This window comes from Streptomyces sp. UW30 (assembly GCF_008042075.1).
In the GTDB taxonomy this organism is placed as follows: Bacteria; Actinomycetota; Actinomycetes; order Streptomycetales; family Streptomycetaceae; genus Streptomyces.
Genome location: NZ_RDBN01000053.1, coordinates 207,238 through 229,454, shown reverse-complemented (window position 1 = coordinate 229,454; position 22,217 = coordinate 207,238). Strand labels below are relative to the sequence as shown.

General features: G+C 70.6%; 21 protein-coding genes and 2 tRNA genes. 18 read left to right on the top strand and 5 right to left on the bottom strand.

What is annotated here, in order from left to right; genetic code table 11:
- Window positions 1-131 precede the first annotated feature (131 nt).
- From proB to EAO75_RS35200, 5 genes are all read left to right on the top strand, one after another.
- Entirely contained in the window at window positions 132-1,259 is a 1,128-nt protein-coding gene (gene proB, locus EAO75_RS35220) for a glutamate 5-kinase (RefSeq protein WP_147999213.1), read from the top strand.
- Between the two features lie 176 nt (window positions 1,260-1,435).
- Window positions 1,436-1,891 carry a hypothetical protein gene (locus tag EAO75_RS35215; RefSeq protein ID WP_148000468.1) on the top strand — a complete coding sequence of 152 codons (456 nt, stop codon included), beginning with the start codon at window positions 1,436-1,438 and terminating at the stop codon, window positions 1,889-1,891.
- Between the two features lie 75 nt (window positions 1,892-1,966).
- Entirely contained in the window at window positions 1,967-3,253 is a 1,287-nt protein-coding gene (locus tag EAO75_RS35210) for a glutamate-5-semialdehyde dehydrogenase (RefSeq protein ID WP_147999212.1), read from the top strand.
- A gap of 122 nt (window positions 3,254-3,375) precedes the next feature.
- Window positions 3,376-3,978: a hypothetical protein gene (locus tag EAO75_RS35205; RefSeq protein ID WP_147999211.1), complete on the top strand. Its 603-nt coding sequence runs from the start codon at window positions 3,376-3,378 to the stop codon at window positions 3,976-3,978.
- Between the two features lie 122 nt (window positions 3,979-4,100).
- Window positions 4,101-5,204 carry a hypothetical protein gene (locus tag EAO75_RS35200; RefSeq protein WP_147999210.1) on the top strand — a complete coding sequence of 368 codons (1,104 nt, stop codon included), beginning with the start codon at window positions 4,101-4,103 and terminating at the stop codon, window positions 5,202-5,204.
- A 127-nt stretch (window positions 5,205-5,331) separates the two neighbouring features.
- Here the strand turns inward: EAO75_RS35200 and EAO75_RS35195 are convergent, their stop codons facing one another.
- Window positions 5,332-6,453: a M48 family metallopeptidase gene (locus EAO75_RS35195; RefSeq protein WP_147999209.1), complete on the bottom strand. Its 1,122-nt coding sequence runs from the start codon at window positions 6,451-6,453 to the stop codon at window positions 5,332-5,334.
- Window positions 6,454-6,578: 125 nt separating this feature from the next.
- Here EAO75_RS35195 and EAO75_RS46205 point away from each other — a divergent pair, with 125 nt between their 5' ends.
- The 10 genes from EAO75_RS46205 to EAO75_RS35160 all read left to right on the top strand — a co-directional run bounded on the left by EAO75_RS46205 (window position 6,579) and on the right by EAO75_RS35160 (window position 11,766).
- A complete protein-coding gene (locus EAO75_RS46205) occupies window positions 6,579-6,740 on the top strand; it encodes a hypothetical protein (protein ID WP_030948199.1) in 162 nt (53 codons plus the stop codon).
- 131 nt (window positions 6,741-6,871) lie between these two features.
- On the top strand, window positions 6,872-7,036 hold the full coding sequence (locus EAO75_RS46200) for a hypothetical protein (protein ID WP_187284710.1): 165 nt from the start codon (window positions 6,872-6,874) through the stop codon (window positions 7,034-7,036).
- A 77-nt stretch (window positions 7,037-7,113) separates the two neighbouring features.
- On the top strand, window positions 7,114-7,752 hold the full coding sequence (gene nadD, locus EAO75_RS35190) for a nicotinate-nucleotide adenylyltransferase (protein ID WP_147999208.1): 639 nt from the start codon (window positions 7,114-7,116) through the stop codon (window positions 7,750-7,752).
- A 26-nt stretch (window positions 7,753-7,778) separates the two neighbouring features.
- Window positions 7,779-9,479, top strand: coding sequence for an LCP family protein (locus EAO75_RS35185; protein ID WP_147999207.1), 1,701 nt, complete (start codon window positions 7,779-7,781; stop codon window positions 9,477-9,479).
- 124 nt (window positions 9,480-9,603) lie between these two features.
- Window positions 9,604-10,050 carry a ribosome silencing factor gene (gene rsfS, locus EAO75_RS35180; protein WP_147999206.1) on the top strand — a complete coding sequence of 149 codons (447 nt, stop codon included), beginning with the start codon at window positions 9,604-9,606 and terminating at the stop codon, window positions 10,048-10,050.
- Entirely contained in the window at window positions 10,047-10,718 is a 672-nt protein-coding gene (locus EAO75_RS35175; RefSeq protein WP_147999205.1) for a histidine phosphatase family protein, read from the top strand. The genes rsfS and EAO75_RS35175 overlap by 4 nt, the downstream gene beginning before the upstream one ends.
- A gap of 105 nt (window positions 10,719-10,823) precedes the next feature.
- Window positions 10,824-10,896: transfer RNA gene (locus tag EAO75_RS35170), tRNA-Ala, on the top strand.
- 263 nt (window positions 10,897-11,159) lie between these two features.
- Window positions 11,160-11,333 carry a hypothetical protein gene (locus EAO75_RS46195; RefSeq protein ID WP_107049938.1) on the top strand — a complete coding sequence of 58 codons (174 nt, stop codon included), beginning with the start codon at window positions 11,160-11,162 and terminating at the stop codon, window positions 11,331-11,333.
- 3 nt (window positions 11,334-11,336) lie between these two features.
- Window positions 11,337-11,570 (top strand): hypothetical protein, encoded by a 234-nt coding sequence (locus EAO75_RS35165; RefSeq protein WP_003976229.1) that lies wholly within the window; start codon window positions 11,337-11,339, stop codon window positions 11,568-11,570.
- A 123-nt stretch (window positions 11,571-11,693) separates the two neighbouring features.
- Window positions 11,694-11,766, top strand: a tRNA-Ala gene (locus tag EAO75_RS35160).
- Between the two features lie 107 nt (window positions 11,767-11,873).
- On the opposite strand, the gene EAO75_RS35155 is transcribed toward EAO75_RS35160, so the two are convergent.
- A complete protein-coding gene (locus EAO75_RS35155; protein WP_147999204.1) occupies window positions 11,874-13,484 on the bottom strand; it encodes an NADH-quinone oxidoreductase subunit NuoF family protein in 1,611 nt (536 codons plus the stop codon).
- The gene (locus EAO75_RS35150) at window positions 13,481-14,845 is read right to left on the bottom strand and encodes a ferric reductase-like transmembrane domain-containing protein (RefSeq protein ID WP_147999203.1); all 1,365 of its coding nucleotides are present in this window, start codon (window positions 14,843-14,845) and stop codon (window positions 13,481-13,483) included. Before EAO75_RS35150 ends, EAO75_RS35155 begins: the two co-directional genes overlap by 4 nt.
- A gap of 471 nt (window positions 14,846-15,316) precedes the next feature.
- Between EAO75_RS35150 and leuS the strand changes: the two genes are divergently transcribed.
- From leuS to EAO75_RS35130, 3 genes are all read left to right on the top strand, one after another.
- Window positions 15,317-18,202, top strand: a complete 2,886-nt coding sequence (gene leuS, locus EAO75_RS35140; RefSeq protein WP_147999202.1) for a leucine--tRNA ligase — start codon at window positions 15,317-15,319, stop codon at window positions 18,200-18,202.
- 226 nt (window positions 18,203-18,428) lie between these two features.
- Window positions 18,429-19,223, top strand: a complete 795-nt coding sequence (locus tag EAO75_RS35135; RefSeq protein ID WP_148000467.1) for a hypothetical protein — start codon at window positions 18,429-18,431, stop codon at window positions 19,221-19,223.
- A gap of 93 nt (window positions 19,224-19,316) precedes the next feature.
- Entirely contained in the window at window positions 19,317-20,162 is an 846-nt protein-coding gene (locus EAO75_RS35130) for a DegV family protein (protein ID WP_147999201.1), read from the top strand.
- A 459-nt stretch (window positions 20,163-20,621) separates the two neighbouring features.
- Here the strand turns inward: EAO75_RS35130 and EAO75_RS35120 are convergent, their stop codons facing one another.
- Window positions 20,622-21,143, bottom strand: coding sequence for a hypothetical protein (locus EAO75_RS35120; RefSeq protein WP_410092558.1), 522 nt, complete (start codon window positions 21,141-21,143; stop codon window positions 20,622-20,624).
- A 164-nt stretch (window positions 21,144-21,307) separates the two neighbouring features.
- Window positions 21,308-22,201, bottom strand: a complete 894-nt coding sequence (locus EAO75_RS35115) for a helix-hairpin-helix domain-containing protein (RefSeq protein WP_410092828.1) — start codon at window positions 22,199-22,201, stop codon at window positions 21,308-21,310.
- Between the last annotated feature and the right edge of the window lie 16 nt (window positions 22,202-22,217).

Genomic DNA, 22,217 nt, shown 5'->3' with positions numbered 1-22,217 from the left:
GAAGGCCTTGGGTGGCTGAAAATGGTCACGTTTTGGCTGTCCGGAGACTGGACCGATGCGCGCCGCTCGATCCGCTTCGCGTAGATTTCCGGTGCAGGCAACGGGCATCCGCGCGAGGGGAAACAGCACAGGTGGCAGGGGCAAGGCAGGGTGTGCACGAGGCCCGCAGGGTCGTCGTCAAGGTGGGCTCCTCGTCGCTGACCACCGCGTCCGGCGGCCTGGACGCGGACCGCGTCGACGCCCTGGTCGACGTCCTCGCCAAGGGCCGCAGCGGCGGGGAGCGGGAGATCGTCCTGGTCTCCTCCGGCGCCATCGCGGCCGGGCTGGCCCCGCTGGGGCTGCGCCGCCGCCCCAAGGACCTCGCCCGCCAGCAGGCGGCCGCCAGCGTCGGGCAGGGCCTCCTGGTCGCCCGCTACGCCGCCTCCTTCGCGCGCTACACCGTCCGGGTCGGCCAGGTGCTGCTGACCAGCGACGACATGAGCCGCCGGGCCCACCACCGCAACGCCTCGCGCACCCTCGACAAGCTGCTCGCGATGGGCGCGTTCCCGATCGTCAACGAGAACGACACCGTCGCCACGGACGAGATCCGCTTCGGCGACAACGACCGGCTCGCCGCCCTCGTCGCCCACCTCGTGCGCGCCGACCTGCTGGTGCTGCTGTCCGACATCGACGGCGTGTACGACGGCGACCCCAGCAAGCCCGGCACCTCGCGGATAGCGGAGGTACGGGGACCGCAGGACCTGGCACACGTCGAGATCGGCAGCGCGGGCAAGGCCGGCGTAGGCACCGGCGGCATGGTCACCAAGGTCGAGGCGGCCCGGATCGCGGCCGCCGCCGGCATCCCGGTCGTCCTGACCAGCGCGATCCACGCCGCCGACGCCCTGTCCGGCGGCGACACCGGCACCTACTTCCACGCCACCGGCAAGCGCTCCGCCGACCGCCTGCTGTGGCTCCAGCACGCGTCCACGCCCCAGGGGTCGCTCACCCTCGACGACGGTGCGGTACGGGCGGTCGTCGAGCGCCGCAAGTCGCTGCTCCCGGCCGGGATCGCGGCCGTCGAGGGCGAGTTCAGCGCGGGCGACCCGGTCGAACTGCGCGACAGCACAGGGCGCGCGGTCGCCCGCGGCCTCGTCAACTTCGACGCCAAGGAGATCCCGCAGCTGCTCGGGCGCTCCACGCGGGAGCTGGCGCGCGAGCTGGGCGCGGAGTACGAGCGGGAGGTCGTACACCGGGACGACCTGGTGGTCCTGGAGCCGTAAGGTCCCCGCCCTCCGGCCGAAAACGGGGGGAACGCCCTGTTTCAAGGGCCGCCCTGAGGTGGACGTTCCGCAAAATCGCCCCGCGAGCCCTTGCGGCCTGCTCAACTTTGTCTACGGGACACATTCCGCACGACCACCGAGTCGGTCACTGCGTAAAGGAGGCCGTCGTGAGACGAGTGCGCCCTGGGGCGGCGTCCCGCAGTGCCGGTGGGGCCTCGTCCCGTGCGGCCGGTGAGGAGCGCGCCTTGACGAGCGTCGCGGCCGGCGACCGCTACGAGCAGCCCGAGGACCTGCCCCGCCTGTGGCACGTCACCCTCAGCGTCTCCGGCCGGGAGGCCCCGCTGAAGGAGGTGCGGCGCGCTCTCGAACAGCTCGCCCACGACCACCCCTTTCTGCTGACCAGCCGGTACGCGGGCGACCACGCGGAGATCCGCTACTGGGAAGAGGCCCGCGACCTGCACGACGCGGCCGCCGTGGCCCTGCGCCTGTGGGGCGAGCACCGGCAGAGCGCGGGGCTGCCGCCCTGGGAGATCGTCGGCCTGGAGGTCATCGACCGCGAGACCTACCACCAGCGCATCGCCGAGGGCTACGGACCGCCACCGGCGACACCGGTGGGCGTCCACCCCTATTGAGCAGCCCCCGGGCGGCTTGTCTCGCGGTTCGGAATGCACGAGGGAACCGCCTCGCGACCGCACTACCCTTCTTTCATGACCACGCTTTCGCCGTACGACTCCATGTCCCCGGTCAACCGGGCCGCCTACCGCGCCAAGGCCGCCGCCGCCGACCTCGCCCCCCTGCCGCGGGCCGAGAAGGACGACGCGCTGCTCGCCATCGCGGACGCCCTGGAGGTCCGTACGAGTGAGATCGTCGAGGCCAACGCCAAGGACATCGCCAAGGCCCGCGAGGCCGGCACCAGCGAGGCGATCATCGACCGGCTGACGCTGACGCCGGAGCGCGTGCGGACCATCGCCTCCGACGTCCGGGACGTCGTGGCGCTGCCCGACCCGGTCGGCGAGGTCGTGCGCGGGTCCACGCTCCCCAACGGCATCGACCTGCGCCAGGTCCGGGTCCCGCTGGGCGTCGTCGGGATCATCTACGAGGCCCGCCCGAACGTCACCGTGGACGCCGCCGCCCTGTGCCTGAAGTCCGGCAACGCGGTCCTGCTGCGCGGCTCGGCCTCGGCGTACGAGTCGAACTCCGCCCTCGTCCGGGTGATCCGCGACGCCGTGGGCGGGGCCGGGCTGCCCGCCGACGCCGTGCAGCTGGTGCCCGGCGAGAGCCGCGAGAGCGTCCGCGAGCTGATGCGGGCGCGCGGCCTGGTCGACGTGCTGATCCCGCGCGGCGGCGCCTCGCTGATCCAGACCGTCGTCTCGGAGTCGATCGTCCCGGTCATCGAGACGGGCACCGGCAACTGCCACGTCTACGTCGATGCGAACGCCGACCTCGACATGGCGGTCGAGATCCTGATCAACTCCAAGGCCCAGCGCGTCAGCGTCTGCAACGCCGCCGAGACCCTCCTGGTCCACCAGGACATCGCCCCCGAGTTCCTGCCGCGCGCCCTGGACGCCCTCGCCGAGGCCGGGGTGACCGTGCACGCGGACGAGAGGGTGATGGCGTACGCCAAGGACTCCAAGGCGACCGTCGTGGAGGCCACGGCGGAGGACTGGGAGACCGAGTACCTGTCGTACGACATCGCCGCGGCGGTCGTGGACTCGCTGGACAAGGCCGTCGAGCACATCCGGCTGTGGACCTCCGGCCACACCGAGGCCATCGTCACCACTTCGCAGCAGGCCGCCCGCCGTTTCACCCAACTGGTCGACTCCACGACGGTCGCGGTGAACGCCTCCACCCGCTTCACCGACGGCGGCCAGTTCGGCTTCGGCGCGGAGATCGGCATCTCCACGCAGAAGCTGCACGCCCGTGGCCCGATGGGGCTGCCGGAGCTGACCAGCACGAAGTACATCGTCACCGGCGACGGCCACGTACGGCGCTGAGCCCCTACGGCGTAGGGGCGCGCGGTCAGGGCATATGCGTCCGACACGCGCCCCCGGACTGCCTCCGTGGCGCACGGGAGGTGTCTCACAAGGCGGATGAATTTCCATACCGTCTGCCCAAATTGACCCCCCAGGTCTACTCTGGAGCCGTGCCGGAGGACGTGGGGGGCACGCCGTTCCCTGACGGCTGGGATCCCGACGACGACCACGACCGCGGGGTGTCGGACGAAGAGTTCGCCTCCGTGGTCTTCGACGAGGCCTTCGTACAGGCGGCCGCGGTGCACGAGCCGACCGCGGTCGAGCGGCTCCTGGCCGCCGCCCAGGCGAGAGCAGAGGCCTCCGAGGCGGAAGCACGCCGGGCCCACGGCCGGGGCGAGCGGTACGACGAGGGGTACGGCCCCGACGACCGCACCGGATTCGGCCATGATCCCGATCTGGACGATCTGGACGACACGGACATCCTCGAAGGCCACTACGGCGCCCCCGGGACCTACGGCAAGCAGGTCCGCTGGCACCGTCCCGTCGCCTGGATGCTCGCCCTCGTGATGGGCATCGGCATGGTCGCGCTGGCCTTCACGGCGGTCTATCGCGGCGCCTCCTCGGGCAGCCGGGACCGGGTCCCGGCACCGGCCTCGACCGGTCTGGAGCAAGGCAGCGGACCCGCTCCCTCCGCCTCCGCCGAGTACTCGCCGCCGGCCGTCCCGGCGACCCCGCGCACGCCCTGACGCGGAGTCGACCGATGGCCTGAGCGCTACGGAGAGCTGTCGGGTGAACCTGGTGAGAACCTGTCAGAAGTTGTCGTGCAGCAGGGCGTTTACCGGAGCTCCCGGCGACCTACCCTGAAGATATGGGAGGGCCCGGAGACCCACCTGAGGGGACACCCGAAGGCGGCCCCGCAGGTGGTGGAGAGGACGAGTACCGATCCGTCGTCTTCGACGAGTCGTTCGTCCGTGCTGCCCGCCTTCAGGAGTTCTCCGCACAGGAGCGGATGGCCGACCACGCCCCTGCCGTACGCCGCCGTGCACCCATGCGCCGGGGACTGTCCCGGCAGGCTTTCGTCCTCGTCCTGCTGATCGCCGTCGCCTTCGGTACGGCGATCTACATGGGTGTACGGCACCCCTACCAGAGCCCGGCCGGTTCCGGGCCGCCCGCCGAGCCCCTGCGGATGACCGTCATCCCGCTCGCCCCCGGCGGCGAGGTGCCCGGGGCTAGCGACACCGACCACCTGTACGCGAGCAGTCCCGCGGCCCAGTTCCGGATCGGCGCGGAGGGCATTCCGCTGCCGGCCGCGCGGCGCACCGCGCACTTCTCGGACGGTCAGGTCACGAACGCGCTGAGCATCGCGAAGGACTACATCGTGCGGTCAGCGCTGTATCCCGAGGTGCTGACCGGCGACCAGGTCCGGCCGGTGCGGGTGCTGCTGGACCCCGACCAACTCGACCAGTTCGACCAGAGCTTCGGGCACCCGGCCGCGGACGGCCGGCATGCGCCGACCGGCTGGCTGGTTCGCTTCGACTCCTCGCAGGCCGAGCTGGCCGATCGCAGCATCCGGGTGCAGGGCACGCTCCAGGCCGCCGAGACCGACTCGTCGACGCTGGAGGTCACGGCCGACCACACGTTCGTGTACGCCCTGCGGGCGGTGGCGGACGGTTCCGGTCAGAGGGCGGACGCCGGGGCGAAGACGGCCGAGGCCTCGCTGTTCACCGTGCGCCGGGAGCTGCAGTTCCGCTTCGACCGCGAGGACCTGCGGTTGCACCAGGCCCAGCTGGTCGTCTCCTACGTCCAGGCGGGGCCGCTGTCCTGCGCCGAGGACTCCACCAACCGACTGCATCCCTTGCTGGCCGGGCAGACGGCGAAGGAGGGCGGTCCGGCGGGTACCGACCCGTATGCCACGGGTGGGGCGACGGCGCTGTGCGGATCGCTGGCGGAGGGGTCGCAGCCGAAGGTGTGAGCTGGGGGTTCCTGAAGGGGCCTCGTCCTCACCCCCAAGCTCTTCGAGAAACTCCCCAAGCTCTTCGAGCAGGAGGGACCCGGACGGGCTGAAGAAGGCCCGCCCGGGGTTCGCAGTGGCCGCTGCGTCAGGCCTTCGGCCCGCTGTCGCCCTCGCCGTCGCCCTCGCCCTCGCGCCTCGGCTCGTCGTTCGACGGTGCGCTCGTGAAGCCGCCGAAGCCGCGACGTACCCGGCCGCCCAGGTCGCCCGCGCCGCCGGCGATGTCCGTGACCAGCTTCATCAAGGGGTCCTTGGAGGACTTCACGTGGGTGGCGTAGTGCGACGCCGACTCGCGGAAGGAGTCGGTGACCGAGGTGTCCTTGTCCTCGCTGCGCCGCGGGTAGTGACCGTCCATGATCCGCTGGTAGTCGCGGGTCTCGGCCCACTTCTTCAGCTCGGCCGCCCGGACCGTGGTGAACGGGTGCGAGCGCGGCAGCACGTTCAGGATCTTCAGCACCGAGTCGCGCAGGTCGCCGCCCGCCTCGTACTCCTCGGCCTGCTTCAGGAACGCGTCCACGTTCATCTCGTGCAGATGGTGGCCGCCCGCGAGCTTCATCAGGCCGCGCATCGAGGCCTGGAGGTCCTGGCCGACGAGCAGGCCGGCGCGGTCCGCGGAGAGCTCCGACTTGCGGAACCACTCCCGCAGCGCGGTGACGATCGCCATGATCGCGAGGTTGCCCAGCGGGATCCAGGCGACCCGGACGGCGAGGCTGGTCAGGAACAGCAGTATCGTGCGGTACACCGAGTGACCGGAGAGGGCGTGGCCCACCTCGTGGCCGACCACCGCCCGCATCTCCTCCTCGTCGAGCAGCTCGACCAGGCCCGTGGTGACCACGATGATCGGCTCGTCCAGGCCGATGCACATCGCGTTGGGCACCGGGTCCTGGTTGACGTACATCGGCGGGACCTTCTCCAGGTCCAGGATGTAACAGGCGTCCCGCAGCATGTCGTTGAGGTGCGTGAACTGCTGCTCCGACACCCGCACCGAGTCGGAGAGGAAGAGCAGGCGCAGACTGCGCTCGGGGAGCAGGCCGCTCAGGGCCTTGAAGACCGTGTCGAAGCCGGTGAGCTTGCGCAGGGCCACCAGGGCAGAGCGGTCCGCCGGGTGTTCGTACGCCCGCGAGGAGATCCCCGGGAAACGCCTGCGCTGCCTGCTCGGTACGTTCTCGTGCCCGTTGTGCTCGTGGCCGTCGGACATGTCTTCCCCCATGTGCGTGTGGATGGGTATCTGCCGGCCCTTTGCGGAGCCTTGTTCCGCCCTTTGCGCCCCCGAAGCAGAGCCCAGCCTAGGCGGAGTTACCGTGGACGGGCACTACAGCGAAGGAGTTCCGCGTCATGGAGTACAACCCCTCGGCCGCCTGGCTCACCGAGGCCGCGAGGGCGGCCGAGCAGCAGGGGGCGGGGAATCTGCTCCGGGTCGTACTGATCGTGATGGTCGTGGGCTGTGTGCTGACCGCGTGGTTCCTGTTGCGGGGCTACAGGCAGAAGGACGACTGAACGGCCGGGAAGGTTGCCCGTCGGTCCGTCCGCGGCGCCCCAACGGTGGAGTCGGCGTGATCGCCGTCATGGCGCCCGCTTACGATGGGCCGACAGCCTTATCCCGCCCTCACCGATAGGTCACGCCGAAGATGAGCCTCCACAGCGCAGCTGCCCAGTTGGTCACCCTCGCCGCCGAGGGCGAGGAGCACGGCGGCGGCCACAGCAGCATCAGCCCGTTGGCCACCGGTGGCGGCGCGTTCATCATCCTCATGCTGCTGCTGTGGATCACCACCCGCTTCAACCGCGACCGCTGAGTCCCGGCCAGGCCCCTCGCTCCGCCCGCGCGACAGTCGGCCGGAGCTCTCAGACGGGGCCGGTAGGGTCTGCACGCATGGGAGAGCAGGACATGCCTACCGGCCCCGCACACGGCCCGTCGAACCCCGGCAAGCGCCGCCTCGGCGTCATGGGCGGAACCTTCGACCCGATCCACCACGGGCACCTCGTCGCGGCCAGTGAGGTCGCCGCGCAGTTCCACCTGGACGAGGTCGTGTTCGTGCCGACCGGCCAGCCGTGGCAGAAGAGCCACCGGCACGTCTCCCCGGCCGAGGACCGCTATCTGATGACGGTCATCGCCACCGCCGAGAACCCGCAGTTCTCCGTCAGCCGCATCGACATCGACCGGGGCGGCCCGACGTACACCGTGGACACCCTGCGCGATCTGCGCTCGCTGAACCCCGACACCGACCTCTTCTTCATCACCGGCGCCGACGCCCTCGGCCAGATCCTGACCTGGCGGGACTCGGAGGAGCTGTTCTCCCTCGCGCACTTCGTCGGGGTCACCCGGCCCGGCCACCACCTCGACGACGACGGGCTCCCCGAGGGCGGTGTCTCGTTGGTCGAGGTTCCCGCGCTGGCCATCTCGTCCACCGATTGCCGCGCGAGAGTCGCAAAGGGAGATCCCATCTGGTATCTGGTGCCCGACGGAGTCGTGCGCTACATCGACAAGCGTGAGCTGTACCGCGGCGAGTGAGGCGAGTGAGCCGAGAGGGGCTACCGGTGAACGACCGATACGACGCGGGGGCGGCAGGATACGAGTCCGACCAGTACGAACTCGTCGGCTACGACGAGTACGGCCGGCCGGTGTACCGACAGATCCCGCCGCCGCAGCAGACCCAGCAGCAGTACGACACCTACGCACAGCAGGGCTACGGCTACGACCCGTACGCGACCGGCCAGCAGCAGGCCCAGCCGTACGACCCCTACGGCGGCGGTGACACCGGCCGGCAGCCGGCCCAGCCGCCCTACGACCCGTACGGCACCGGTACGCACCAGCAGCAGGCCGGTGGGCACTCGGCGCAGTACGACCCCTACGGCCGTACCGCCACCAGCGGTCAGCAGCCGAGGGTCGCCGAGCAGACCGCCTACATCCCGCACCAGGCCGGGCCCGTCGAGGAGCCCGTGGCCCAGCAGCGGGGCGACCGGGACTACCGCACCGAGCAGTTCGCCTTCGTCGAGGAGCCCGACCAGGACTCCGAGGACGTCATCGACTGGCTGAAGTTCACCGAGAACCGCACCGAGCGCCGCGAGGAGGCCAAGCGACGGGCACGCGCGCGTGTGATCGCCCTCGTGGTCGTCCTGGCGCTCGCCGCGGCCGGCGGCGTCGGCTACCTCTGGTACGCCGGGAAGCTGCCCGGCCTCGCCTCGTCGGACGACAAGACCGACACCGCCACGGCCGTGGGCGCCCAGAAGCGCGACGTGATCGTCCTGCACCTGCACAACACCAAGAAGGGCGGCACCTCCACGGCGCTGCTCGTCGACAACACCACCACCAAGCAGGGCACCACCGTCCTGCTGCCCAACTCCCTCGCCCTGACCGGCGACGACGGCAGCACGACCACGCTCGCCAAGTCGGTCGACGACGACGGCTCCTCCGGCACGCGCGACGCGATCGACACCGCCCTCGGCACTCAGATCCAGGGCACCTGGCGGCTGGACACCCCGTATCTGCAGAACCTCGTCGACCTGGTCGGCAACATCGACATCGACACCAACGCGAACGTCCCCGACCCCGACGCCAAGGCCAAGGGCAGCGCCCCCCTCGTGCGCAAGGGCGGCGCGCAGACCCTCAGCGGCAAGATGGCCGTCGCCTACGCCACCTACCAGGGCTCGGGCGAGGCACAGAACGCCCAGCTGGAGCGGTTCGGGCAGGTCATGCAGGCGGTGCTGCGCAAGCTGACCTCGGACGCACAGGGCGCGACCACCACCGTGCAGACACTCGGCATGATCATCGAGCCGCCGCTGACCGACAAGGACCTCGGCGCCTTCCTCGCCAGGCTCGCCGACCTCGCCAAGGGCGGCGACTACAAGACCGCCCTGCTGCCGGTCCAGACCGACGGCACGCTGAGCGCCCAGGCGAGTGCGAGCGTCGTCAAGGACGTCCTCGGCGGCACCGCGAAGAGCCCCGACAAGGACGCCGCGATCCGGGTGTCCGTCCGCAACGCCAGCGGCGTCAAGGACAACACCGGCAAGGCACGCGTGGTGCTGCTGAACGGCGGCTTCACGTTCCTGGAGGGCGGTACCTCGTCCGCCGCGGCCACGTCGAAGGTCGTCTACGCCGACGCCGCCGACAAGGACAACGCCACCGAGGTCGCCAAGACCCTGGGCCTGTCCGCCGACGCGGTCACCAAGGGCGACGTGTCCGGGAACGCCGATGTCTCGGTGGTCCTGGGCCAGGACTACGAGCCGTCGTCCTCGTAGCCGCAGCCCGCACATCACCGCAGGCCACCCCACGTGAACCGATAATCACGTGGGGTGCTGTCACTGGTCCGTGAGACCCTTGATGTCGAGTGAAGTCAAGAGTCCGCCGACCGAAAGCCTTGTAGTGACCGCTACCGACCGTTCCCTCGAGCTCGTCAACACCGCTGCCCAGGCAGCCGCCGACAAGCTCGCGCACGACATCATCGCCTACGACGTCAGCGACGTCCTGTCGATCACGGACGCCTTCCTGCTGGCCTCCGCGCCCAACGACCGCCAGGTCAAGTCGATCGTCGACGAGATCGAGGAGCGCCTCGCCAAGGAGCTCGGCGCCAAGCCGGTGCGCCGCGAGGGCGACCGCGAGGCCCGCTGGGTCCTGCTCGACTACGTCGACATCGTCGTCCACGTCCAGCACAGCGAGGAGCGCGTCTTCTACGCCCTGGAGCGGCTGTGGAAGGACTGCCCCGAGATCGCGCTGCCCGAGGACGCCAAGGCCACCCGCGGCAAGGCCGCGGAGCACGCCAAGCTCCAGGCTGCCGAGGAGGCGGCCGAGCTGGGCGGTGAGTGGCGATGAGCGCCACCGGCGAGGTGTCCGCGGGCCAGCCCGGCCGCGGACGCCGCGTCATCCTGTGGCGGCACGGCCAGACGTCCTGGAACGTGGAGCGCCGCTTCCAGGGCTCCACGGACGTCCCCCTGACCGAGGCCGGCATCTCCCAGGCCCGCCGCGCCGCCCGGCTTCTGGTGAACCTCAAGCCCGACGCGATCATCGCCTCCGACCTCCAGCGCGCCGCGAACACGGCCGCCGAGCTGGCCGGGCTCACCGGCCTGGAGGTCACGCACGACGAGGCCCTGCGCGAGACCTACGCGGGCGTCTGGCAGGGGCTCACGCACGACGAGATCATCGCCCGGCACGGCGAGGAGTACGCCGCGTGGAAGCGCGGTGAGCCGGTGCGCCGCGGCGGTGGCGAACTGGAGACCGAGGTCGCCGACCGCGCCGCGCCCGTGGTGCTCCGGCACGCCGAGAAACTCCCCGACGAGGGCACGCTCGTGGTGGTCAGCCACGGCGGCACCATCCGTACGACCATCGGCCGTCTCCTCGGCCTCCAGGCCCAGAACTGGGAGAGCCTCGGAGGTCTGACCAACTGCTGCTGGTCCGTCCTGGGCGAGGGCGCGCGCGGCTGGCGCCTGCTGGAGCACAACGCCGGCACCCTGCCGGAGCCGGTGCTCGGCGACGACGACTGATGCCGGGTCCCGGCCGGGACGGCCCGGGAACCCGGATTTCACTTTCCGGCAGGTCACAGGCTAAGGTTCTTCTTGTTCGCCCCGCTGCACAGCGGATGAACGCAAGGGGCTATAGCTCAGTTGGTAGAGCGCCTGCATGGCATGCAGGAGGTCAGGAGTTCAATTCTCCTTAGCTCCACAGTCAGACAACAAGATCCCGCCGATCGCTCCGATCGGCGGGATCTTCTGGTATCCGAACTGTTCGGGTCCGGCTTGAGTCACTTGGGCCTCGCAGGCGTATACCTCTCAGGAGAGGCGCGTTGGGGTGCGGGTTCGCACGGTTCGCCCGGCCACGGAGGCTGCCGTGTCCGGACTGGTACTGAGGCGTCGCTGACCGTATTGGTCCGGCCGTGGCAGAATCAAACGGCCGGAGGGGGCGCGGCCCGACGGGAGGGAGTAGCGATGCCTGCGAGCATCCTCGAAGAGGTCGGTCACCTCTTCGAGGCAGCATTGACACGGGACACGATCACCCGCCTCAGCTGCCCTTCCTGCGGTTCCGTCCACGTCGCACAGCTCCTCGGTGACAACGGCGGAATTTCCTACGTGTGCACGGCCTGCGGCCACAGCTGGAGCTGATCGATGGGTGCACACAGGCGAAAGTGCGACTGGTGCGGCAGCGGAACGCCGATCGTCCGTGACATGGAACCGGTGAACCCCGACTACCAGTACTGGTGCGAGGAATGCGCGCGGGCGCTGATCATAAAGGGCGACCCGATCGAGACCTACCGTGAACTCGAGGGCGAACCGATCTATGGCCGCCTCCTCGAAGAGCACTGCACGCTCAAGCGTTTCTATTCCTTCGTCACGGCTTGAGGCCCGCGCCGCGGATTCGGACATTTAAGGTCGTATCGGCGTGCGCGGGAAACGATTTGGAGCTGCGCAGGGTCGCCCGGTAAAGTTGGCGTCGCCGCCGGGGAGACCGGGCGGACCAAGCAAGGGGCTATAGCTCAGTTGGTAGAGCGCCTGCATGGCATGCAGGAGGTCAGGAGTTCAATTCTCCTTAGCTCCACAGTAGATCCCGCCGGGTCGGCAAGACCCGGCGGGATCTTTTTCGTCCGACAACACCAGAGGGGCCGTCCGGCTCGGACGGCCCCTCTGTGCGTACGTGCTCGCCTCTCAGCGCCCCAACGCCCGCCTGCCGCGCCCCTGGGAGAGGACCGGCAGGTTGCGGGACGACTCCTGCGCGCGGGTGTCCTCCTCCAGGCGCAGCGCGAGGGCCGGGCAACGGCGCACCGCGCGCAGGGCCTTGGCCTCGGCGTAGCGCGGGACCATCGCCTGGGCGACGGTCGGGAAACCGTCGGCGCCGAGCTGGAAGACCTCCGGGAGGATGTCCGCGCACAGGCCGTGGCCGCGGCACAGCGTCCAGTCGACGTAGATCTTCTGGCGGCTGGGACCGTCCTCCTCCGACTCGGCGCCACCCTGGATGCCCGCGGGTCCCCTGCCGCCCTCGAAGAGCGGCAGAACGCCCTCCACGGGCCGTCCGCAGCCGTTTCCGAGGACGTGTGCCGCGAGGTCGTCGGTGAACGCCTTGATGGTCGACTCCAGGAACATCGCGGAGCCGTCCGGGTGCGAGCACGCACCACGCCGCTTCACGTTCTTGGCGACCTGCTTCAGGGCCTCCAGAGCGGCCGGCCCGCCGCCGTTCAGGATGTCCTCCAAGCCGCGCGCGGCGGCCGGCAGGCCGAGGTAGCAGGGGCCGCACTGGCCCGCGCTCTCCTCGGCCAGCCACTGCGCCACGCGCAGCGACTCGCCCAGTGGGCAGGTCTCCTGAGTGATCGGCAGGATCGCGCCGGCGCCGAGCGCGCCGCCGACCGCGTCCAGGGAGTTGCGCGAGACGATCGCCTCGTTGACCGTCGCCGCGTCGATCCACTTGCCGTGGTAGCCACCGGTCAGCACGCCCTGCGGTACCGGCGGGGCGCCGGCGAGCTGGAGGACGTAGCGCAGCGGGACGCCCGTCGGGACCTCGATGACCATCGGGCGGGCGACCGCGCCGGAGACCGTGAGCATGACGGTGCCCGGCTCGTCGTACAGGCCGGTGTTGCCGTAGCGCTCCGGGCCGATGCGGGCGGCGATGGCGAGCTGGGCGAACGTCTCGGCGTTGGACAGCAGGGTCGGGGCGCCGCCGACGCCGTTCTGCGAGGCGCTGACCTTGCGGCCGGGCGGGATCGCCGGGCCGCCGTCGATGGAGCGGATCACGGAGGCGGCGGCGCCGGTGACCATGCGCACCGGGTTGCGCTGGACGAACGCGCGTAGCGCGGACCGACGGCTGTTGCTGAGGCCGCGTTCGGCGAGCGCGGCCTCCATTGAGCGCTGGGTCGATTCCCGGGTGACCGCCACCACGAGCGTGCGGGCACCCATGGCCTCGGCGCACAGCAGCGCGCCGTCCAGGATGAGATGCGGGGCACGGTTGATCATCACCGTGTCCTTGCGGCAGGCCGGTTCGTCCTCACTGCCGTTGACCACGACGACCGGCCGCACGCCGCGCTTGATCGCGGCCTCGGCGACCGAGCGCAGCTTCTTGTGGAAGGGGAAGCCCGCGCCGCCGCGGCCCTTCAGGTTGATGTTCTCGGCGAGCTTCGCCAGCTGCTCGCCGCCCAACGGTTCGAGCGGCCCGTGCACCTTCAGATGCATGGGCAGGTCAAGTCTCTCGACAAGGTCGAAGCCCGACGTGAGCTGGGGAAGTCCGACCACGCGGACTTCGGGTACGTCGGGCAGGGCCTCGTTCACTTAAAGCCTCCGGAAGGCGTGTTCCAAGGTTCGCCCGAACCCGGTGCGTCGAAGTCGTAGGAGGCACCGGGCGTTGTTTCGGTTGCGGGACCGCTGTTGTTGTACGTGTCGTTCTGGTTGTACGTACCGAAGACGGCGTTCGTCTCAGATGTGTCGTACACATCACTCGAGCCGTAACCCGCGGAGTTGGAGCCGTAGCCCGAGGTGTTCGAGCCGTAGGTCGTGGTGCCGGAATTGTCGTAGACGGGGATGTTGTATCCGGTGTCGTTGAGCGGGTCGTAGGCCGACGGGGGCGCCTCGCCGACCGGAGGCGGGGAGGGGATGGGCCAGTTGCCCGTGCCGCCTCCGGCGCCGTCGACGCGCGGGATCGCCTCCGTCGGCTGCATGTCCATGGGCAGGTCCATGCGTGAGGTCTGGTCGGCGTACGGCTGTTGCTGCCCGCGGGAGCGGGGGGAGACGGCGCGGTAGGCGGCGGCGAAACCGCCCGTGGTCTCCGCGGCCGAGGGGGCCTGGGAGGGCATGCCGGGCAGGGGGCCCGGTCGTTCGTCGCGTGAGCGGCGTGCCGAGCGGGACGGCCGCTGGTCCTCGTAGCCCGGCAGGGAGGAGCCGGACGCGGCCCTGGCACGGCTCTCCTCCAGGTTCTCGCGGGCGTCCGGCTCGTTGCCGATGATCTGGGCGATCCGGTCGGCGAACTTGCGCTTGACCGGGCGCGGGGCGGCGCGCAGGGCGAGGGCCGCGGCGACGGCGACGACGCAGAGTTCGTAGCTGACCATGAAGAACGTCTTCGCCGGGCGGCCCGCGAACAGGCCGTGGATCAGGGCCGAGCACCAGGCCGGGTAGGCCAGCATGTGCATCGCGCGCCAGCGTGCGGCGACCGGCGCCGGGGAGGCGAACTGGTTGCGCAGGGCGCCGGTGATGCCGACGAAGATCATGAGCAGGGCGGCCAGGGAACCCAGGCCGATGAGGAAGGCGCTGCCCGGGATCTCGGTGCCGCCGGCGAACACCAGGCTGAAGGGGATCAGTGCGGCGATCGGGCTGGCGTGGTCCAGCGCCAGCTTGACGCCGATGTGCACCAGGAGGAACGCGATCGAGGCCACCGCGGTCACCCGGTGGATGCCCTGCGCGATGATCCGCTGGCGGGTGTTGAGGATCATCCGGTCCTGGGCGACCAGGCCCCAGATGACCGAACAGGTCAGGCAGACGAGCGACAGGACACCGGCACCGAAGTTGAGGAACTCCTGGAGCCAGGTACCGCCGAGCAGCACGACCAGGGGTATGAGCAGCAGAACAGCAGCGGTCGCAACCCCGTAGGCCGACCGGCCCGGTGAGGGAAGCGAACTGTTACTACGACGAGGGTTCATGGGGGCAACTCCGAGCGGTTCGGGAAGGCGGTCCCGCTGCCGCACTCTAAGTGGCTCCATACCGGGGGGTACGGCGTTTGAGTTATTGCGTTGTTATCTACGGGCTGTAAGGGGCTTGCGGTGTCCCTTAGCGACTGTTACGCCAGGTAACAGTTGAACCTTGTTCAGCTTTTCCATGTCTTCACAACTCTCAGGTACGGAGCCGGGGGCACGATTGTTCATGCGTGAGCCCCTAGTGAGCACCGTCATGCGCCCCGCCGGAAGTCCGTCGCGGCCCGCTCCGGCGCTGCGGTACCCTGACGCCATGCGTGCCGTACGCCTTCTGCTTAGCGAGCCGCGCTGATCACTCCCGACCACCGGGCGAATCGGATGGTCGGAATCGGCGCGGCGTCCCCTCCTGTGCGAGGGGATTTTTCGTTTCCCGGGAAATCGCAGCCGCTGGCAGAGACGATCGATGGAGCTTTGAGGATCATGAGCGAGACGAACCCCGCTGCCGCCGAGGTGGCAGCGCCGCACCGCTACACGGCGGCCATGGCCGCCGAGATCGAGGCACGCTGGCAGGACTTCTGGGACGTCGAGGGCACGTACGCGGCGCCGAACCCCAAGGGTGATCTGGCGGGCGATCCCGAGCTGGTCGCCAAGCCCAAGAAGTTCATCATGGACATGTTCCCGTACCCCTCCGGTGCGGGTCTGCACGTCGGCCACCCTCTGGGCTACATCGCCACCGACGTCTTCGCGCGCTTCCAGCGCATGACCGGCCACAACGTCCTGCACACCCTGGGCTTCGACGCCTTCGGCCTGCCCGCCGAGCAGTACGCCGTGCAGACCGGCACGCACCCGCGTGTCTCCACCGAGGCCAACATCGAGAACATGAAGGTCCAGCTGCGCCGGCTGGGCCTGGGCCACGACAAGCGCCGGTCGTTCGCCACGATCGACCCGGACTACTACAAGTGGACCCAGTGGATCTTCCTGCAGATCTTCAACTCCTGGTACGACGACGAGGCGGACAAGGCCCGGCCGATCGCCGAGCTGGTCGCCGAGTTCGAGTCGGGTGAGCGCGCTGTGCCGGACGTCGACGGCGGCACGCGCGCGTGGAGCGAGCTGAGTGCCGACGAGCGCGCCGACGTCCTGGGCGGGTACCGCCTGGCGTACGCCTCCGACGCGCCGGTCAACTGGTGCCCCGGCCTGGGCACCGTCCTGGCCAACGAGGAGGTCACCGCCGACGGTCGCTCCGAGCGCGGCAACTTCCCGGTCTTCAAGGCCAAGCTGCGGCAGTGGAACATGCGGATCACCGCCTACGCCGACCGGCTGCTGGACGACCTGGACGAGCTGGACTGGCCCGAGGCCATCAAGCTGCAGCAGCGCAACTGGATCGGCCGCTCCGAGGGCGCCCGCGTCGACTTCCCCGTGGACGGCGAGCGCATCACGGTCTTCACCACGCGCCCCGACACCCTGTTCGGCGCGAGCTACATGGTGCTGGCGCCCGAGCACCCGCTGGTCGACAAGTTCACCCCGGACGCCTGGCCCGAGGGCACGCACGACGTGTGGACCGGCGGCCACGCGACCCCGGCCGAGGCCGTCGCCGCCTACCGCGCGCAGGCCGCCTCGAAGTCCGACGTCGAGCGCCAGGCCGAGGCCAAGGACAAGACCGGCGTCTTCATCGGCTCGTACGCGACCAACCCGGTCAACGGCGAGCAGGTCCCCGTCTTCATCGCCGACTACGTCCTGATGGGCTACGGCACCGGCGCGATCATGGCCGTACCGTGCGGCGACCAGCGTGACTTCGAGTTCGCGCGCGCCTTCGAGCTGCCGATCATCTGCATCGTCGAGCCGACCGACGGCCGTGGCACGGACACCTCGACGTGGGAGAACGCCTTCGGGTCGTACGACGCGAAGATCATCAACTCCACCGGTGAGGGTGTCTCCCTGGACGGCCTGGGCGTCGTCGAGGCCAAGGCCCGCATCACGGAGTGGCTGGAGCGGTCCGGTGTCGGCGAGGGCACCGTCAACTTCCGGCTGCGCGACTGGCTGTTCAGCCGCCAGCGCTACTGGGGCGAGCCCTTCCCGATCGTCTACGACGAGGACGGCATCGCGCACGCGCTGCCCGAGTCGATGCTGCCGCTGGAGCTGCCCGAGGTCGAGGACTACTCGCCGCGCACCTTCGACCCGGACGACGCCGACACCCAGCCCGAGACGCCGCTGTCGCGCAACGAGGAGTGGGTCAACGTCACGCTGGACCTGGGCGACGGACGCGGTCCGCGCCCGTACCGGCGTGAGACCAACACCATGCCCAACTGGGCCGGTTCCTGCTGGTACGAGCTGCGCTACCTGGACCCGCACAACAGCGAGAAGCTGGTCGACCCGGAGATCGAGCAGTACTGGATGGGCCCGCGCGAGGGCCAGCCGCACGGCGGAGTCGACCTGTACGTCGGCGGCGCCGAGCACGCCGTGCTGCACCTGCTGTACGCGCGCTTCTGGTCCAAGGTGCTGTTCGACCTGGGGCACGTCTCCTCGGCCGAGCCGTTCCACAAGCTGTTCAACCAGGGCATGATCCAGGCCTACGTCTACCGCGACAGCCGTGGCATCGCGGTGCCGGCCGCCGAGGTGGAGGAGCGCGACGGCGCGTACTACTACCAGGGCGAGAAGGTCTCCCGGCTGCTGGGCAAGATGGGCAAGTCCCTGAAGAACGCGGTCACTCCGGACGAGATCTGCGCCGAGTACGGCGCCGACACGCTGCGTCTGTACGAGATGGCGATGGGCCCGCTGGACGTCTCCCGGCCGTGGGACACGCGTGCGGTGGTCGGCCAGTTCCGGCTGCTGCAGCGGCTGTGGCGCAACGTCATCGACGAGACCACCGGTGCGGTGACGGTCGTCGACGCCGAGCCCGACGAGGAGACGCTGCGTGCCCTGCACAAGGCGATCGACGGGGTGCGTGGGGACCTGGAGGGCATGCGGTTCAACACCGCCATCGCCAAGGTCACCGAGCTGAACAACCACCTGACCAAGGCGGGAGGGGCGGTGCCGCGCTCCATCGCCGAGTCGCTGGTGCTGATGGCCGCGCCGCTGGCCCCGCACATCGCCGAGGAGCTGTGGCGCAAGCTGGGGCGTACCGGCTCGGTGGTGCACGAGGACTTCCCGGTCGCCGACCCGGCGTACGTGGTCGACGAGACCGTGACCTGCGTCGTGCAGATCAAGGGCAAGGTCAAGGCGCGGCTGGAGGTCTCGCCGGCCATCTCCGACGAGGAGCTGGAGAAGGTCGCGCTGTCCGACGAGAAGGTCGTGGCGGCGCTGGACGGGGCCGGGATCCGCAAGGTGATCGTGCGGGCACCGAAGCTGGTGAACATCGTTCCGGCGTGAGTCTGCATCCGGCGTGAGTCTGCATCCGGCGTGAGTCTGAATCCGGCGTGAGTCTGCCTCCGGCGGTTGGGCCGAGCCGGCCGCCGTACTCCGTGTGATCTTGACTCGGGGTGATCCCCTACGGGCAGGTTCGGGGTTCCTTTGGAACTCCGGGCCTGCCCGCTGCGTTTACCGTTGAAGAGTGACGCGACGTGGCATGGGTCGCGGCCGGTCCGAGGAGGAGTTCGTGGAAGCAGTGATCGCAGTCGTCGCCCTGCTCTTCGTGCTCTTCGTCGCGCTCGGCGCGTACGCCACGGTGAAGGTGGTCGGTGCCGCCAAGCGCCGGGTGGACGAGACGATCACTCACGCCCGGCGCACGGTCGAGGACCACACCCTGCGGGCCAAGTCCTTCGCCCAGCCCGGTGCGCCCGGTGAGCTCGCCCAGCTGCGGCTGAAGCTGCGCACCTCGATGCGCGCCACCCAGGACGCCCTCCATGCGGGCGTGAGCGAGGACGAGTCCCTCAAGGAGTCCCTCGGCCTCTTCGAGCGCCTCAGCGCACATGGGCACGAACTCGACGCGGAGCTGCGGCGCCTGGAGTCCGAGCCAGACCGCACGATGCTCGTCGCGCGACTGCCCGACCTGCGCGAACGCACCGAGCGCATCGTCGAGGCGGCGGACTCCCTGCGCTGGGCGGCCCGCGACCGGGCCCGCCGCTTCGCCGACGACGACCTGGACACCCTCAGCACCCAGATCGACGTGGAGACCGGCGCGCTGCGGCACTGGCAGACGACGGAATCCCCCACCACGGGATCCTCGTCGCCGTCGCCGTCGCCGACTCCGTCATCGGAGCGGCCGGCGTCCCCGCCGCCCCCATGGCCGGAGGCGCCCGCCGCCGAGTCCGGTGCGACGAGCGAACAGACCTGGCCGGACACCCCTCGGACACAGCGGGCCGAGGAGCCGACGAGGCCCGCCCTCAACCCGTCGGGACCTCGCCCGACGTACCCGTGGCAGAAGAAACCCCGCCCCGAGAGCACGACTTGAGCACGCGCGAGCGCGAGCCGCTCCGGTCAAGGCTTCACCGGCTGAGCGGGGTCGGGCTGCCGCCCGGGCGCTACGCCAGGTAACCTCCAGCTCATGTCCCGCCATGTCGCTATCGTCACCGATTCAACGGCCTACCTGCCGCCCCGGACGATGGAGCGCCACGGCATCACAGCGGTACCCCTGACCGTGGTCGTCGGCGGCCAGGCGCTCGACGAGGGCACCGAGATCTCGACCCGTTCCCTTGCCCAGGCGTTGCAGAAGCGACGCCCTGTCACCACCTCGCGCCCGAGCCCCGAGGCCTTCGCGCAGCACTACCGCGAGGTGGCCGAGTCCGGCGCCACCGGCATCGTCTCCCTGCATCTGTCCGCCGAGCTCTCCGGCACCTACGACGCGGCGGTGGTCGCGGCTCGCGAGGCGCCCGTGCCGGTGCGGGTGGTGGACACGGGCATGGTCGCCATGGCCCTCGGCTTCTGCGCGCTCGCGGCGGCCGAGGCGGCGGAGACGGGCGGCACGGTGGACGAGGCCGTCACGGCTGCCGAGAAACGGGCCGGGGCCACGGCCGCCTACTTCTACGTCGACACCCTCGACTATCTGCGCCGCGGCGGCCGCATCGGCGCCGCGCAGGCCCTGCTGGGCTCCGCGCTCGCGGTGAAGCCGCTGTTGCAGCTGGAGAACGGCCGGATCGGCCCGCTGGAGAAGGTCCGCACGGCTTCCAAGGCGATCGCCCGCCTGGAGGAGATCGCGGCCGACCGGGCGGGCAGCGCGCAGGTCGACATCGCGGTCCACCATCTCGCCGCACCGGACCGGGCGTCGGCGCTGGCGGATCGTTTGCGGGCGCGGGTGCCGGGGTTGGCGGACCTGCATGTGAGCGAGGTGGGGGCGGTGATCGGGGCGCATACCGGGCCCGGGTTGTTGGGGGTTGTGGTTTCGCCGCGGTGAGGGGGCGGCGGAGGGGTGGCTTGGTCGCGGGCTGAGTGATCCCTGGTGGTGAGGGGGCGTTGCGTGGGTGGTGACGGGCCTCAGCGTGGGTGGTGACGGGCCGCTTCGTGGGTGGTGAGTGACGGGCCACTGCGTGGTTGGTTGAGCCCTCTACGTGGTCGAGCCCCCTACGTGGGTGTCACTCGTGTGGGTGGCCGAGATATCCACAACTCGTCGGTAATCCCCGGGAATTGAGCAAGATCATCGCGGGTGGGGCGAGGTGTCGGATCCTCGTCGCATGGCACTTCGATCACGTACACGTACACGTACAGTCACGGGTCCGGGCGCGCGTCCGGGCACGCTTTCCGGCACACGCACGGGCGCCCGTATCGCGACCGTGACCAGCGGCCCGGGGCGTGGGCCGCACTCCGACGGGCGTGCCCGTCACCGGCGAGGCATGCCTGGCACGGGGAGGGCACGTCAGCGCCATGCGTCGGCGGAGGGGGAGGAGAGCGATGGCCGCAACCCGGCGGGCGACGAAGGCTGCCGGTGCTCGCCGGCGTCGGCCGAGGGCCCCCAGCCCCCGTCGACGATCATCAACACGGGCGCCCGCGTCGTCACCGCCGTGCCGTTCGGTTCCTCGACGCGTCGTACGTCCGCGTCGACCAGCACGGAGGTCGGCGCCATGTGATCGCCCTTGATGCGGGGTCGGGTGAGCCGGGGGTCGGAGGTGATCTCGACCTCGGCGGTCACCGTGGCGTACTCCTCCGCCAGCCGTGGCACCGGCCCTCGCCGCAGATCGGCCCCGTGCAGCCCGGCGGAGGTGGCGGCCGCGGCGACACAGAGCAGTACGGCGGCGGCCGAGGTACGGGGCCAGGTCCGGCGCGTGGGCACCTGGCCCTGCCCGCCGGCCCCACGCCGTCGCATCAGCAGCAGTGTGCCCACCGCGAGCAAGCAGACCACCGCCGCACCGGCCACCCACTCCGGCGGGGCGTCCAGCATCAGCGCCGCTGTTGCCCAAGCGGCGAGTGCCGGTGGGACCAAGCGCAGGTCCGCCGGTCCTTCCTGTCGGGGGTGAGCGGCGCCGAGCCGTCGTCCGGACGCGGCGTGAACAGCGGCTCGAGAGGGGGCGAGGCCCCGTACGAGGGCGTCGTGGCCGTCCTGCCTCATGGCCGTACGAGATTCTGCAGATCGGCGAAACGGCGGTCGCCGATGCCATTGACCTCGCGCAGTTCGTCGACCGAGCGGAAGCCGCCGTGCTGGGTGCGGTAGTCGATGATGTGCTGGGCCAGCACCGGGCCGACGCCCGGGAGGGTGTCCAGCTGGTCCACGGTGGCGGTGTTGAGCGGGATCGGTGCGGTGGGTGCGGCGCCTGGGGCCGCCGCACCGCCCGTCCCCGGAGCGCCACCCGTGCCCGGGCCGGCGGCCCCGGGTAGGGCGGCCGGAGCTCCGACGATCACCTGCTCCCCGTCCACCAGGAACCGGGCCCGGTTGAGACTGTCGGTGTTCGTGCCGGGGCGCGCCCCGCCCGCCGCCCGCAGAGCGTCGGCCACGCGCGAGCCCGCCGGAAGGCGATGGATCCCCGGCTTGCGGACCTTGCCACCGACGTCCACCACGATCTCGGGCGCGGCTGTCCCCACGGCCCCCGACGCCCCGGCCGCCGAAGCCGCCGACCCGGCCTCACCGCCCTGCTCCCCGCCGGGTTCCCCTCCGCCGTACGGAGCCACCGCCCGCACCACCTCGGGGGCCCGCACGGACTGCGCCCGTCCGGCCCAGAAGTGCTGCACCGCGAAGCCGGCGGCAAGGACGAGCACCACGGTGAGCGCGACCACGCTCCGCCGCTCCAGCCCACACCGCACCTGCAACCAGACCGGCATCCGCTCGGTCGACGAACTGCGCGAGGTCAATGGCATCGGCGACCGCCGTTTCGCCGATCTGCAGAATCTCGTACGGCCATGAGGCAGGACGGCCACGACGCCCTCGTACGGGGCCTCGCCCCCTCTCGAGCCGCTGTTCACGCCGCGTCCGGACGACGGCTCGGCGCCGCTCACCCCCGACAGGAAGGACCGGCGGACC